At 64.1% G+C, this 14,667-nt stretch carries 11 protein-coding genes and 2 pseudogenes; 8 read left to right on the forward strand and 5 right to left on the reverse strand.

Features of this window, described 5'->3' with window-relative positions:
• Window positions 1-203: 203 nt before the first annotated feature.
• The 4 genes and pseudogenes from ASH04_RS21335 to ASH04_RS27340 form a co-directional block, all read left to right on the forward strand.
• Complete coding sequence (locus ASH04_RS21335) at window positions 204-599, forward strand: hypothetical protein (RefSeq protein WP_230074147.1); 396 nt, start codon at window positions 204-206, stop codon at window positions 597-599.
• On the forward strand, window positions 592-996 hold the full coding sequence (locus tag ASH04_RS21340) for a hypothetical protein (RefSeq protein ID WP_027495236.1): 405 nt from the start codon (window positions 592-594) through the stop codon (window positions 994-996). The genes ASH04_RS21335 and ASH04_RS21340 overlap by 8 nt, the downstream gene beginning before the upstream one ends.
• 290 nt (window positions 997-1,286) lie before the next feature.
• Window positions 1,287-1,670 (forward strand): annotated as a pseudogene (locus ASH04_RS27620) (DUF222 domain-containing protein); the annotation flags it as partial.
• 157 nt (window positions 1,671-1,827) lie between these two features.
• Window positions 1,828-2,718, forward strand: a pseudogene (locus tag ASH04_RS27340) (DUF222 domain-containing protein); the annotation flags it as partial.
• 91 nt (window positions 2,719-2,809) lie between these two features.
• Here ASH04_RS27340 and ASH04_RS21355 read toward each other — a convergent pair.
• Window positions 2,810-3,238, reverse strand: a complete 429-nt coding sequence (locus tag ASH04_RS21355) for a type II toxin-antitoxin system Rv0910 family toxin (protein WP_032372543.1) — start codon at window positions 3,236-3,238, stop codon at window positions 2,810-2,812.
• 59 nt (window positions 3,239-3,297) lie between these two features.
• On the opposite strand from ASH04_RS21355, the gene ASH04_RS21360 reads away from it, so the two are divergent.
• The 3 genes from ASH04_RS21360 to ASH04_RS21370 all read left to right on the forward strand — a co-directional run bounded on the left by ASH04_RS21360 (window position 3,298) and on the right by ASH04_RS21370 (window position 8,129).
• A complete protein-coding gene (locus ASH04_RS21360; protein ID WP_057474475.1) occupies window positions 3,298-5,604 on the forward strand; it encodes an ATP-dependent DNA ligase in 2,307 nt (768 codons plus the stop codon).
• A 231-nt stretch (window positions 5,605-5,835) separates the two neighbouring features.
• Window positions 5,836-7,050: a lipase family protein gene (locus tag ASH04_RS21365; protein WP_027495232.1), complete on the forward strand. Its 1,215-nt coding sequence runs from the start codon at window positions 5,836-5,838 to the stop codon at window positions 7,048-7,050.
• Window positions 7,051-7,133: 83 nt separating this feature from the next.
• Window positions 7,134-8,129 carry an iron-siderophore ABC transporter substrate-binding protein gene (locus ASH04_RS21370; protein ID WP_057474476.1) on the forward strand — a complete coding sequence of 332 codons (996 nt, stop codon included), beginning with the start codon at window positions 7,134-7,136 and terminating at the stop codon, window positions 8,127-8,129.
• 69 nt (window positions 8,130-8,198) lie between these two features.
• Here the strand turns inward: ASH04_RS21370 and ASH04_RS21375 are convergent, their stop codons facing one another.
• From ASH04_RS21375 to ASH04_RS21390, 4 genes are all read right to left on the reverse strand, one after another.
• Entirely contained in the window at window positions 8,199-10,073 is a 1,875-nt protein-coding gene (locus ASH04_RS21375; RefSeq protein WP_027495230.1) for an ABC transporter ATP-binding protein, read from the reverse strand.
• 65 nt (window positions 10,074-10,138) lie between these two features.
• Window positions 10,139-12,454: an endopeptidase La gene (gene lon / locus ASH04_RS21380; RefSeq protein ID WP_057474477.1), complete on the reverse strand. Its 2,316-nt coding sequence runs from the start codon at window positions 12,452-12,454 to the stop codon at window positions 10,139-10,141.
• A gap of 108 nt (window positions 12,455-12,562) precedes the next feature.
• Window positions 12,563-13,264, reverse strand: coding sequence for a type 1 glutamine amidotransferase domain-containing protein (locus ASH04_RS21385; protein WP_057474478.1), 702 nt, complete (start codon window positions 13,262-13,264; stop codon window positions 12,563-12,565).
• Window positions 13,265-13,394: 130 nt separating this feature from the next.
• Window positions 13,395-14,156, reverse strand: a complete 762-nt coding sequence (locus tag ASH04_RS21390) for a putative protein N(5)-glutamine methyltransferase (protein WP_032372548.1) — start codon at window positions 14,154-14,156, stop codon at window positions 13,395-13,397.
• 81 nt (window positions 14,157-14,237) lie between these two features.
• On the opposite strand from ASH04_RS21390, the gene ASH04_RS21395 reads away from it, so the two are divergent.
• A complete protein-coding gene (locus ASH04_RS21395; RefSeq protein WP_057474479.1) occupies window positions 14,238-14,621 on the forward strand; it encodes an MmcQ/YjbR family DNA-binding protein in 384 nt (127 codons plus the stop codon).
• Window positions 14,622-14,667 lie beyond the last annotated feature (46 nt).

Below are 14,667 nucleotides of genomic sequence, written 5' to 3' on the forward strand. Positions count from 1 at the left end.
TGGATGCGGTGGACACCGATGTCCACCCGAGAAAACCGTCATGTCCGACGAGAGGGCAGATCCTCTGCGGCCATGGAACGAGTACAGGCCTCGTCGATTTCCGATTGGTCACGCTCGGAACAACGTCGTGTTTCAAGGGCCTCACAGTGTTGACGTGGTGTTACGCGGTTACTGTGAAGGGAAGTCCATCCACCCACCGCAGCATGACGAGGAACTCGATGATCGGCGCCGTCACCGGCTTGTTGTACGTGTTGTCCCTGGTAGTGGGGATCTGGGTGCTCGTGAAGCTCGCCACGAACAGGCCCGTTCTTCTGAAGAACAAGGCCGACCGCGCGCTGTTCTGGACGATCGCGGCTACCGAAGGCGTCGTTGCACTGCAGGCCGTGATCGGGTTCGTGATGATGTTCGCCTCCGATCGCGACATTCACCGCCTCACGTTCGGGTCGTACCTCGTCGGACTGCTGTTCCTGCTCCCACTCGGAACGTGGTGGTCTCTGGGCGACCGTTCCCGCGGCGGCACCGCGGTGCTCCTCGTAGCCGTCCTCACCCTCGCAGCCATGGTGTTGCGACTGAGCCAGATTTGGGCCGGATATGCCTGACAAACTTCAGCAAGCCACGCGCACCGGATTCGGACGCTTCCTCATCGCCGTCTACGCCGTGTTCGCCGTTGCCGCGACATCGCGATCGATCGTGCAACTCACCACCCGATTCGACAACGCCCCGGTCGCGTACCTGCTGTCGGCATTTGCAGCCGTGGTCTACATCATCGCGACGGTCGGCCTGGCACGAGCAACCGAGGCATCGCGACGAGTGGTGACGGTCTCCTGCATCATCGAACTCGTCGGAGTCCTCGGCATCGGCACCCTCAGCTACATCCAGCCCCAGGACTTCCCGGAGCCGACGGTGTGGTCGCACTTCGGATCCGGTTACGTCTTCATCCCGGTCGTGCTGCCCATCGCAGGACTGTGGTGGTTGCGAAAGACACGCCAGCAGTAGAGGTCTGCTCTACATCTCGCGCAACTGTGTCAGGTGTCGACGCACCTCTGTGGCGGCGACGCAGCATCTGCTTAATGGATGTTCACCTGCACTGCCGGCCGACCCCTACATCGAGGCCACTGCGCGCCGCCACGTTCGCGTTCAGCGGTCCCGGGCGATCCTCACTCGACTGACGTTGCGGCCTTATCACGGGCCACCGACAGGTTCCGTATCCCGAATCCTTCTGCACAGCAATAGTTTTCGATTGCACCATCATTGTGTATCGAACACACGTTCGATACACTTGGTCCATGACCACGGAGATCTGGCAACTGAGCGAAAGCGAACTCCTCGCCGACGCTGCTGATGTCTCCCACCGAATCCAACTGCTCGAAGCCCGGCGGATCGCCCTCGTCGCCGACATCGACACCCGCGTGAGCCGAGAGAAGCTCGGCTTCCCCGGACCCGCCGGCTGGCTGACCTCCACCACCCTCCTCACCCCGAGCAAAGCGAACAAGATCGTGGCCCTCGCCCGCGGCATGAAGAACTTCCCCGACATCGCCGACGCCGTGAACACCGGCGTCATGACCATCGACCACGCCGCCCTGATCCTCACCTTCGCCGAAACACCACCGAAGAACCTCCCCCAAGAGGGTCGCGACATCGCCCGCTCCGCGATGATCGCCGCAGCAACCGGACCCGGCGCACGCACCGACAGCATCCGAGAAGCGATCACCAAACTCGAGGACACCTACGGCGGCAACAAGCCACCACCGGAAGACACCGACCGCAACGAACTCTTCGCCTCGAAAACCCTCAACGGACGTCTCGTGGCGAAGATGGATTTCGATCCGCAACGAACTCTTCGCCTCGAAAACCCTCAACGGACGTCTCGTGGCGAAGATGGATTTCGATGCGATCACCGGAGAAAAGCTGCTCACCGCGCTTTCGCCGTTGACCGAACCCCGACCCGCCGCAGACGGCACCCCAGACGACCGCAGCCCCGCCAAGCGCAGAGCCGACGCCTTCGGGCACATCCTCGACCGCTACCTCGCCTCCAGTGACCGCCCCACCGAGGGCGGTGAGAAGCCGCACGTCAACCTGCACATCCAGTTGCAGGACCTCCAGAGCCTGGCCGGCCAGAGCAGTGACGACATCACCGATGACGAAACCACACGCGCTACAACAGAATTCGACTCAGACCTGGTCGACCCGGTCGACATCGACACCACAGCAGAAACCAACAACGAGGCCGGTTCAGTGACTGCGGATCGTGGCGCATATCGGGACCTGTTCGGCGACGGCACCACCGTCGGCTGGCTGCCGTGGATGGGCCCGCTCTCCCGCAACACCTCTCGCCAACTCGCCTGCGATTGCCTCCTCACCGCCATCGTCATGGACGAGAACGGCAACCCACTCAACCTCGCCCGCACCGCCCGCACCGTCACCGCGAAACAGAAACGTGCGTTGACCGCCCGCGATCACGGTTGCGCGTTCCCGGGATGCGGAAAACCCGCCGCCTGGACCGAAGGCCATCACATCTGGCACTGGGCCGACGGCGGCCCCACCGACATGAACAACCTGGTCCTGCTCTGCGGGTTCCACCACCGCCTGATCCACCACAGTGACTGGGAAGTCTTCATCGGCACCGATCAGCACCCCTGGTTCGTACCCCCGGCAACCGTCGACCCCTACCGACAACCCAGACCATCCCACGCCCGAGCAGGCCCCCACATCGCATAACCACCTGAACGCACACCAGCCCCGCACCGAGAACACGGTGCGGGGCTGGAAGAGATTGTCCGACAGCTACTTCAGGAATCCCGAGATGCCGTCACTTCAATGCAGCAAGGTTCGCCACCGACTGCTTCACATCGGTATCGAGTGCACGGGCGACCACCGAACCCACCGGACCGAACAGCACGCCCCCACCGAATTTCGCGTCGAGTGTCAGCTCCGAACCGCCCTCGGCCTCACGCACGTGGACGGTCAGCGAGATCCTCACTCCACCTTTGCCGCGGCCCGACATCTCGATCAGCTTCGGCTCCTCGTACTCGGTGAACTCCCAGTTGATCGTGTTCTTGAAACCCTTCACCTTCACCAGCGACTCGACCTTCGTGCCCTTGCCGACCTTGTTCGGCGGCGGACTGCACCAACCACCGTGGATGGTCATCCACTCGTCGAACCGCTCGAGGGCGGAAGCCTTGTCCCACGCGCCCTGAGGGTTCTCGGGCATCTGTACCGAGACACTGATCGTTGCCATGCATTCGAGCCTGTCACAACTTGCTCGCAGGTTCAGACGGCGAGCACTAACCTGAGACGATGGCCACGCTCGAGATCGAAGGCCGAAAGGTCTCCGTCACCAACCTCGACAAGGTGCTGTTCCCAGAAACCAGCACCACCAAAAGCGACATCATCGAGTACTACGCTGCCATCGCCCCGGCGATGCTGCCGCACGTCGCAGGACGCGCCGTTACCCGAAAGCGGTGGCCGAACGGCGTCGAACAATCCTCGTTCTTCGAGAAGAATCTCGCCGCATCCGCACCCGACTGGCTCGACCGCCGATCCATGCAGCACTCCGACCGAGTCGTCACCTACCCGTTGTTCTCCACCGCAGCGGATCTGGTGTGGCTCGGGCAGCAGGCGGCCATCGAAGCGCACGTGCCGCAATGGCGTTTCGACGGCACCGAACCCGGCCCTGCCACCCGCATGGTCTTCGACCTAGATCCCGGCGACGACGTCGACCTCGCCCGATGCGCTGAGGTGGCCTGCGAGATCCGTGACCTCATTGCAGACATCGGCATGACCGCGTACCCGGTCACCAGCGGCAGCAAGGGAATTCACCTGTACGTACCGCTGGACAAACCGCTGTCGACGTCCGGCGCATCCACCGTCGCCAAACGCGTCGCCACCCTGCTCGAAGAACGGTCACCGGATCGGGTGACCGCCACGATGGCGAAAGCGAAGCGCACGGGTCGAGTGTTCGTCGATTGGAGTCAGAACAACGGAAAGAAGACAACCGTTGCGCCGTACTCACTTCGGGGCCGATCCCTACCAACCGTCGCGGCCCCCCGAACCTGGGAGGAGCTCGAATCGCCAGGGCTGCAACAACTTCGATTCGAGGAAGTTCTGGAACGGTTCCACGACACCGGAGACCTATTGGCCGATCTCGACCCGAAACCGGCAGCGGAAGAGCACGACACCTCCGACACGGACAAGCTCGGCAAGTACCGCAGCATGCGTAGCGCGGACCGAACTCCAGAGCCTATCCCGAAAACCGCCGAGCCCCAGGGTAACGACGATACGTTCGTGATTCAGGAACACCATGCGCGACGCCTGCACTACGACTTCAGGCTCGAACACGACGGTGTCCTGGTGTCGTGGGCCGTCCCCAAGAACATCCCGGTCGAGACCGGGCAGAACCGTCTCGCCGTCCACACCGAGGACCACCCGCTGGAATATGCGACGTTCTCCGGACGAATCCCCAAGGGCGAGTACGGCGGCGGTGACGTCTCGATCTGGGACAGCGGAACGTACGAGCTCGAGAAGTGGAGGGACGACGAAGTCATTGTCGTTCTGCACGGAGCCAAAGCGAGCGGCAGGTTCGCCCTCATCCGCACCAAGGGCAACCAATGGCTCATGCACCTGATGAAGGACCAACCCGGAGAGCACCCGATAAAAAAGGACAGCCCGCCGACGGACAAGCCGGTGCTGAAGAACATCTCACCGATGCTTGCAACCGCGGGCGACATACTCGATCTACCCGAGGACGAGTGGTCGTTCGAGGGTAAATGGGACGGCTTCCGCATCGTCGCGGAATTGACTCACGGTTCGATGACCCTGCGCACCCGAAGCGGAAACGACTACACCGAGAAGTTCGGAGCCATCGGGTCTCTCGCCGAGGACCTGGCCGATCACGACGCCGTCATCGACGGTGAAGTGGTCGTCTTCGACAGCAACGGCATCAGCAGCTTCGAGAAGCTACAGAACGCCGCCCGCGACGACATCCGGTTCATCGCCTTCGACCTGCTCCATCTCGACGGCACGTCCCTCGTGCGCAAGAAGTACTCCGACCGGAGACGATTGTTGGAACTGCTCACCACCGGCCTCGACTCGGTTCTGGTGCCGCCGTTGTTGACAGGTTCGGCTGCCGACGCCATCGCCGAGAGCCGGGAACGGGGGTGGGAGGGAGTCATCGCCAAGCGCACCGATTCGATCTACCAGCCGGGCAAGCGCGCCCACACCTGGATCAAGTACAAGAACTGGCGCACGCAAGAAGTGGTGATCGGCGGTTGGCGACGCGGCCAGGGGCGTCGTTCCGGCGGATTCGGCTCGCTGTTGATGGGAATCCCCGACGGCGACGGCCTTCGCTACGTCGGTCGCGTCGGCACCGGTTTCGACGATCGCGCGCTCGATTCACTGGCCGCAGCGCTGGCTCCGCTGGAAACGTCGGAGAGTCCTTTCTCCACGACGCTTCCGACGGCCGACAGGCGCGGTGCCGTGTGGGTGGAACCGGTTCTCGTCGGAGAAGTGCGGTACTACGAGGCGACAGAATCCGGCCATCTTCGCCACCCGAGCTGGCGCGGATTGCGACCGGACAAGTCGCCGACGGACGTCGTTCCCGAGTAGCCCACGCCGGTATTTCAGCGGCGAATTTTGTCGAATCCCAGAAACCGGCAGAAAAACCGTTCTTCGGTTGCCATAGAATCACCGGGTGCGTACCGTTGCGCTCATCGTCGCCCGGGGAGCGTAACGAGTCACAGTTCAATAGCTATATCGAGTTGCGGGCCAGCTCTACGGGGGCTTGCCGAATCGTCGAAACGCGCGCCGTTTCGATTCAGGCATGGAGGGGTTTACCAGATGCGGGTTCTCAAATTGGCAGGCGCTGTCAGCATAACGGCGGTTGCCGTTCTCTGTTCGACGCTTGTCGGCCCAGGTCAGGCCGCTGCGGCACCCTTGTTTCCGACGCCGATATCGGACGGTTTCTATGCACCGCCCGCGGACCTCGCCGCTATGGCACCGGGGGACGTGATCTCCAGCCGGCCGATGCCGCCACCTCCCGGCTTCTTCGACGTCGACGTGTGGCAGCTGAAGTTCCGCTCCACGAATTCGGCGGGTAATCCCATCGCGGCGATCAACACCGTGCTGGTCCCTCGCAACAAAGCCCCCAACGGGCCGGTGCTGTCTTACCAACACATCATCAACGCACTCGGTCTCGAATGTGCACCGTCACAAGCGCTCTGGTCCAACGATCCCAATCTGGCGATCCGCGAGGCACCCGCGCTGAACGCCGTTCTGCAGCGTGGCTGGACGGTTGTCATCGCCGATCACCTCGGCCCCAACAGTGCCTACGGTGCAGCCAAGCTCGGCGGACAGATCGTGCTCGACAGCATCCGCGCCACCCAGCGTTTCGATCCGCTGCAGCTGCGGCAGAGCCCGGTTGCGTTGGCCGGATACTCCGGTGGCGGCATGGCGACGGCGTGGGCAGCAGCGTTGCAGAACGACTACGCGCCCGAGCTGAACATCGTCGGCAGCGCCGCGGGCGGTGCGCCGATGAACCTCGAGCGCATGGCTCGCGATCTCGGTTTCGCACCCCACCCGGTGTTCGGTCTCGCCTTCGCCGCTGCGCTCGGCCTCGAGCGCGAGTACCCCACTCGCATTCCGATCAGCTCCCAGTTGAACCCGTTGGGCAAGCAGATCGAAAGCGAGATCCAGAACGGATGCACCAACGACATCATCGCCGCCGGAGCCGGTAAGAGCGCGATGGAGGTCGCGGGCACGTTGGACCTGATGAACAGCCCGGAGATGATCGCGGCCGTCAACGAGAACAGCGTCGAGATGTACCCCGGTGTGCCGAAAGCTCCGTACTTCGAGTGGCACAGTCCCACCGATGCGCTCATCCCGGTCAGCTCGATCGACAACACGATCGCACGCTACTGCCGGGCCGGGGTCAACGTCACCGAGGTCCAGGTACCCAGCAACGATCACCTGACCGCTGCCGTACTCGGCCTGCCGCAGGCTCTGGAATGGATCGATCAGCGGTTCGCCGGAGTGCCCGCCGTTTCCAACTGCTGACCGTATTGTCCGACCCGGTGCGTGCTGGATGAGCGCATGGGTCGGTTAGGCTAACCTCGCAAACACACGCGCGAGGAGTCCCCATGAAGAAGACCGTCCACGTAGTCGCCGCCGGTGCCGCAGTCATGGCACTGGCGGTCGGCTGTTCGTCGAGCGACGAACCCACTGCCTCAGGTAACTCCGAGAACAGTGCCAACTTTCCCGTCACCATCGAGCACCACTTCGGTGAGACGGTCATCGACGCCGCACCCTCCCGCGTCGTGACCATCGGATTCAACGAGCAGGACTTCGCGCTGGCGCTCGGAGTCAAGCCCGTCGCCACCCGTGGAAATCTCAGTTACGACTACCGCCAACGCCCGTGGGCCCAAGAAGCATTGGGCGGCACCGAGATCCCCGAGGTCGGCAGCACCGACCTGAACCTCGAACAGATTGCTGCGCAGTCACCCGACCTGATCCTCGGACCGTACTCGTTCATCGATCAAGGCCAGTACGACCAACTTTCGGCGATGGCGCCGACGATCGCAGACATCGGTGGATACGACGACGTCCCCGCGGCCACGTGGCAGCAGGAATTCGCCGTGGTCGGCGAGGCACTGGGCAAGAAGCAGGAATCCGACGAGCGAACGGCCGAGCTGGAGCAGAAGTTCGAGACCACCCAGACCGACAACCCTCAGTTCGCCGGCAAGGCACTGACACTCGCGTTCGTCATGGACGACGGCAGCTACTTCGTTCTCGGTAAGGACGACATCCGAGCGCTGTTCTTCACCGACCTCGGCTTCGAGATCCCCGACGCCAGCGAAACGGTCAGTCCCGAAAACCTCAGTCGACTCGACACCGACGTCCTCGTCATCGCCGGGCAGAGCCGCGAACAACTGCAGGCAAACCCGCTGATCGCCGCACTCGACGTCGTGAAGCAGGACCGCACCGTCTACATCGGCTCGTTCAGCACCGACCTACCGTCGGCTCTCGGCTACTCGAGCCCACTGTCCCTCGACTACGCAATCGACGGATTCACCCCGATGCTGGCCGCCGCAACCGACAACGACCCGGCCACCGTGGTCCCAGATCCGATGTCATAGGTCACTCCGCAGGCTGCGCTCCCGGCCTTCATAGGTCACTCCGCAGGCTGCGCTCCCGGCCTTCCTAGGTCACTCCGCTGGCACAGTGTGCGCGAACTGTGTTCGATGCAGCTCCTCGTAGCGGCCGCCCGCTGCGAGGAGCTCGTCGTGTGTTCCGCGCTCGATGACCTGTCCGTTCTCGATCACCAGGATGGCGTCTGCTGCTCGGATGGTCGAGAGTCGGTGCGCGATCACCACCGACGTCTTGCCCTCGAGCGCCTCGGCCAGCGCTGCCTGCACGGCGGCCTCGGACGTCGAATCCAGTGAGGCCGTTGCCTCGTCGAGAATCACCACCCGTGGCTGCGCGATCAGCAGCCGGGCGATTGTCAGACGTTGACGCTCCCCGCCGGACAGGCGGTAGCCGCGCTCGCCGACGATTGTCTCGAGCCCGTCGGGCAGGGAACGCACGAGATCGGCGAGCCTGGCCCGCGACAGTGCGTCCCACAGTTCGTCCTCGGTGGCGTCGGGGCGCGGCAGCAGCAGATTCGAGCGAATGCTTTCGTGGAACAGATGACCGTCCTGAGTCACCATTCCCACTGTGTTGCGGACGGATTCGGCGGTCAGGTCCCGCACGTCGACGTCGCCGAGCCGCACTGCGCCGCTGTCGACGTCGTACAACCGAGCGATCAGTTGCGCGATCGTGGACTTGCCCGCACCCGAGGTACCCACCAGGGCGACCATCTGACCGGGTTCGGCCCGGAACGACACACCGTGCAGAACCTCTTCGCCGCCACGGGAATCCAGAGTTGCGACCTCCTCCAGGGACGCGAGCGACACCTTGTCGGCCGACGGGTACGCGAACCTGACGTCGTCGAGTTCGACGGCCACCGGCCCCGGGGGCAGCACCGTCGCGTCGGGCTTGTCGGCGATCAGAGGAACGAGATCGAGCACCTCGAACACGCGCTCGAAACTGACCAGCGCGCTCATGACCTCGACACGGGCACTCGCCAGTGCGGTCAGCGGCGCATAGAGCCTGGTCAGCAGAAGGGATAGTGCGACAACCGAACCCGGGTCCAGTCGACCACTGAGTGCGTAGAAGCCGCCGAGTCCGTAGACCACGGCGAGGGCCAGAGCAGACACCAGGGTGAGCGCCGTGACGAACACGGTCTGCACCATCGCGCTCCGAACCCCGATGTCGCGGACTCGGGCGGCTCGAACCGCGAACTCGACGGATTCCTGGTCGGGATGACCGAACAGCTTGACCAGTGTCGCTCCCGGGGCCGAGAAGCGCTCGGTCATCTGGGTGCTCATCGCCGAATTATGAGCTGCCGCTTCGCGTTGCAGACGTGCGAGGCGTCGACCCATGCGGCGTGCAGGCAGGACGAACACCGGCAACAGGATCAGCGCGAGCAGAGTGATCTGCCAGGAGATTCCGATCATCACCACGAGCGTCAGAGCCAGCGTCACCACGTTGCTGACGACTCCGGACAACGTGGTGCTGAATGCGCGTTGGGCACCGATGACGTCGTTGTTGAGGCGACTGACCAGAGCGCCGGTTCGGGTGCGAGTGAAGAAGGCGATCGGCATCCGCTGCACATGGTCGAACACTGCGGTGCGCAGATCCAGAATCAGACTCTCACCGATGTTGGACGAGAGCCACCGGTTGATCAGACCGAAGCCTGCGTCCACGATGGCGATCACCGCGATGGCCAGAGCCAACAGCACCACCACACGTAGCTCTCGCCCGTCGACGATCGCGTTGACCACCCGCCCGGCCAACACCGGAGTTGCCACCGCAAGTACCGCCAGCGCGACGCTGAGCACCAGGAAGCCGCCGAGGGCGCGTCGATGCGGTGCTGCGAACGACAGGATCCGACGCGCAGTCTCCTTGGAGAACGAAGACTGCGCGCCGGAGCTGTTCATCGTGCGATACATCTGGTTCCACGCGGTCATCTCCATGCTCATGACACCAACGTAGAACCTCGACCGAACTCGAGGTCAAGCAGAGCCCGAGAACGGTCGCCGTCACCTCACGCGGCCGCGGCAGCTTCCGCCGGTTCCAGCGCGAGCGCCAGGATGTCGGCCACGTCGGTCATCGGCCGAACGTCCAACGCCTCCAGGACCTCCGCAGGGACGTCGTCCAGATCGGGTTCGTTGCGTGCCGGAATGAACACCGTCTTCAGCCCGGCGCGCTGAGCCGCCAGCAGCTTCTGCTTGACTCCACCGATCGGCAGCACACGTCCGTTGAGCGTCACCTCTCCGGTCATTCCCACGTCCGACCGCACCGGACGCCCGGTGGCCATCGACACCAGGGCCGTCACCATCGTCACGCCCGCCGAAGGACCGTCCTTGGGCACTGCCCCGGCCGGAACGTGCACATGGATACTGCGATCCAGTGACTCGGCAGTGACGCCGAATCGAGCTGCGTGCGCTCGCACGTAGGACAGCGCGATCTGCGCAGACTCCTTCATCACGTCGCCGAGCTGGCCGGTGAGCGTGAGGCCCGCGTCGCCCTCGGTGGAGGCCGCCTCGATGAACAGCACGTCGCCGCCGAGCCCGGTCACTGCCAGACCCGTTGCGACGCCGGGCACTTCGGTTCGCTCGTGCGCCTCGGGGGTGAAGCGCGGACGACCGAGGTAGGTCACCAGATCCGGCTCGTCGATCTCGAGCACGTCCGTGGTGCCCGCGAGTTTCGTCGCCACCTTACGTAGAGCCTTGGCCAGCAAGCGTTCGAGTTGCCGCACCCCGGGCTCACGGGTGTAGTCGGCAGCGATCTTGCGCAGTGCGGCGTCGGTGACGGTCACCTCGTCGGATGTGACTGCCGCCCTCTCCATCTGACGCGGAAGCAGGTAGTTCCGAGCGATGACGACCTTGTCGTCCTCGGTGTATCCATCGATGGTCACCAGCTCCATACGATCGAGCAGTGGTCCGGGAATCTGATCGATCACGTTGGCGGTGGCAAGGAACACGACGTCGGACAGGTCGAGATCCAGATCGAGATAATGGTCGCGGAACGTGTGGTTCTGCGCCGGGTCCAGTACCTCGAGCAGTGCGGCGCTGGGATCACCACGGTAGTCCGAACCGACCTTGTCGATCTCGTCCAGCAGCACAACAGGATTCATCGATCCCGCCTCGCCGATCGCCCGCACGATGCGGCCCGGCAATGCGCCGACGTAGGTGCGACGGTGTCCGCGGATCTCAGCCTCGTCGCGGACCCCACCGAGGGCAACACGGACGAAGGTACGACCGAGAGCGCGCGCCACCGATTCGCCCAACGAGGTCTTACCGACACCGGGAGGTCCGGCGAGCACCATGACGGCACCGGAGCCGCGTCCGCCGACGGACTGCATACCCCGCTCGGAGCGCCGTGCACGAACGGCCAGATATTCGACGATGCGGTCCTTCACGTCGTCGAGGCCGTGGTGGTCGGCATCGAGAACGGCTCGCGCCGAATCGATGTCGGTGTTGTCGGTCGTGGTGTTGTTCCACGGCAGGTCCAGCACGGTGTCGAGCCAGGTGCGGATCCACCCCGACTCGGGGCTCTGATCACTTGCCCGCTCCAACTTGCCCACTTCACGGAGCGCCTGTTCGCGCACCTTCTCGGGCAGGTCCGCAGCCTCGACACGGCCGCGGTAATCATCCGCACCGTCGGGTTCGTCCTCGCCCAGTTCTTTTCGGATGGCAGCGAGCTGCTGGCGCAGGAGGAACTCCTTCTGCGTCTTCTCCATGCCCTCACGGACGTCGCCGGAAATCTTGTCGTTCACCTCGACCTCGGCCAAGTGAGCCTTGGTCCACTCGATCAGCGATGTCAGACGCGTTGCCACATCAGGTGTTTCGAGCAGGTCACGCTTCTGGACGTCGGTGAGGTAGGACGCGTAACCCGCGGTATCGGCGATCGCGCCGGGGTCGGTGAGCTTGTTGACCGAATCGATCACCTGCCACGCGTCGCGGCGCTGCAGCATCGCGACGACGAGTTGCTTGTATTCGGCTGCACGCGCTTTGAGGTCGTCGTTCGGAGTTGTATCGGCGACTGGCTCGGCCTCGACCCACAGGGCCGCCCCGGGGCCACTGACCCCGTGGCCGATGTGCGCACGACGAGTTGCCTTGATGACGGCGGCCGGGCGACCGTCGGCCAGCCGTCCCATCTGCACGATGGTGGCGAGAACGCCGTAAGCGGCGTACCGATCTTCGAGTCGGGGAGCCACGAGCAGCATGCCGTCGTTGCTCGCCTTCGCTGCGTCGACGGCGGCGCGTGCGGCCTCGTCGAGTTCGACGGGCACCACCATTCCGGGCAGGACGATCGGGTCGGTCAGGAACAGTACGGGGACACGAACGGTTTCGGTCACTTCTCCTCCAAAGGATTGAGCTATAGGGGCTCAACTTCGAAAGGAGTAGTGATGTTCCCCGAGCGGTCGATGTTCTCCGTGGGCAGAACACCGACCGTCCACGGCGTTTTACTTCAGGACGCTGACCAGCTTCTCCGCAAGAGGACGCGTCGATGCGGGGTTCTGGCCCGTGTAGAGGTTGCGGTCGACGACCACATGCGGCGACCAGGCGTCGGCGTTCTCGAACTTGGCGCCGTTCTCGCGCAGCCGGGTCTCGAGGAGCCATGGGGCCTTGTCGGCCAGCCCGGCCTGGGTCTCTTCCTCGTCGGTGAAGCCGGTGAGCTCGTACCCGTCGAAAGCCCAGGAGCCGTCGGTACGGACGGCCGGCAGCAGGGCCGCCGGTGCGTGGCACACCGCCGAGACCACCTTGTTCGCATCGAGGAAGTCGACCACGAGGGCACCGAAGCTCGTCGAGACGGCGAGATCCTCCATGGGCCCGTGGCCGCCGGGGACGAACACGACGTCGAAGTCGGAGGCCTTCTGGTCTTCCAGCTTCGCGGGCGAGGACAGGATCGACTCGATCGAGGCCAGGTAGCTCTTCTGGTCCGCCACCTTCTGCTCGTCACCGCCGTTCGCGTCGACGGCCAGACTGCCCTCGTCGACGACCGGAGCCTTGCCACCCGGCGTCGCCACCGTGATGTCCCACCCGGCCTCGACGAATGTGCGATGGGACTCGACGAGCTCCTCGGCCCAGTACCCGGTGGGGTGCTTGCTTCCGTCGTTCAGGGTCCAATGGTCGGCAGCGGTTACCGCGAACAGCAAAGTAGTCATGGTCGAACAGCCTCTTTTCTCTATCGGGATCCGTTCGGGAATGCCACGAAACGCCGCAGTCGAAACGCCCCAGTCGAAACGCACCGCCGAAACGCACCGCCGAAACCGGCCGTGTATGGCACTCGTCTCGTCACGTACGCGAAGCGATCACGACCACCGCGTCGAATTCGTCCGATGCGCTCACCCGCGCGTGGAATCCGCAGTCGCGCACTGCCCGCAGAGTCGAATCAGCCAGTGCAGCACTGCTTTCGATCAGCAAGTGACCGCCGGGGGACAACCATGCAGGTGCCCCCTCGGCCACGAGACGGTGGAATCGGGCACCGTCTTCGCCGCCGTCGAGCGCGATTCGCGGCTCGTGCAATCGCGCTTCTCGCGGCATCAGTTCGATGTGGGCCGTCGGGACGTACGGCGCGTTGACCACTATCGCATCGAAGGATCCGAGCAACTCCGGCGGCAAGGCGTCGTACAGATCGCCGCGGTGCACCGTGCCCCCGACGGCAGCCAGGTTGCGCGTGGCGCATTCCACGGCCGCCGCGTCGAGATCGGCGGCATGTAATTCGGTGACGCCACCGACCGACAGTCCTACCGCACCTGATCCGCAGCACATGTCCAATAATCGCGACGGCTGCAGTGCTGCAGCGCAATTCACCAGGAATTCAGTTCTCCGACGGGGTACGAATACCCCCGGTTCGACGGCGACGCGTCGACCACAGAACCACACCCAGCCGACGATGTGTTCGAGCGGTTCCCCGGCGATACGGCGAGCGAGCAGGGCGGCGAGATCGTCGCTGTCCGATGCGGATTCGACCAGAATGTCGGCTTCTTCTTCCGCGAACACGCAGCCGGCCCCGCGCAGACCGGACACGACCTCGTCGTACTCGGGTCTCACCATGGATGGAGCCTCCTCCAAGTGCCTGCGCCCAACTGCCCCGCGCTGAAATACTGTAGCCCGGCATGTGTCACAGGGAGTCGAATGAAGTCGGAACCCGAGGTCCGACAGATGTGTCTGGCGTTGCCCGAGACCTACGAGGAGCAGGCGTGGGTCGGTACCCGATGGCGGGTACGTGGCCGCACCTTCGCCCACGTCCTCGACATTGTCGACGGCACTCCTCCGGCATTCGCAACAGCAGCGGGGACCGACGGACCGGCTCACGTCCTCGTATTCCGTTCCCGAGGAATAGAACTCGACGCATTGTCGAGGCAGGACGGCTTCTTCGCCCCCGGCTGGGGACCCGAGATCATCGGCATGCTGCTCGGCGAGTCGGTGGATCGAACGGAACTCGGCGAGCTGATCACGGAGAGCTACTGCACCCGGGCCCCGAAGAAGCTCGTCGCACTCCTCCGACGTCCGGAGTGACGATTCTCGTTTGACGCTGCGGCTGCCCGAAGGACAGAGTGAACAC

This window comes from Rhodococcus sp. Leaf233 (assembly GCF_001426165.1).
GTDB classification, from domain to species: domain Bacteria; phylum Actinomycetota; class Actinomycetes; order Mycobacteriales; family Mycobacteriaceae; genus Rhodococcoides; species Rhodococcoides fascians.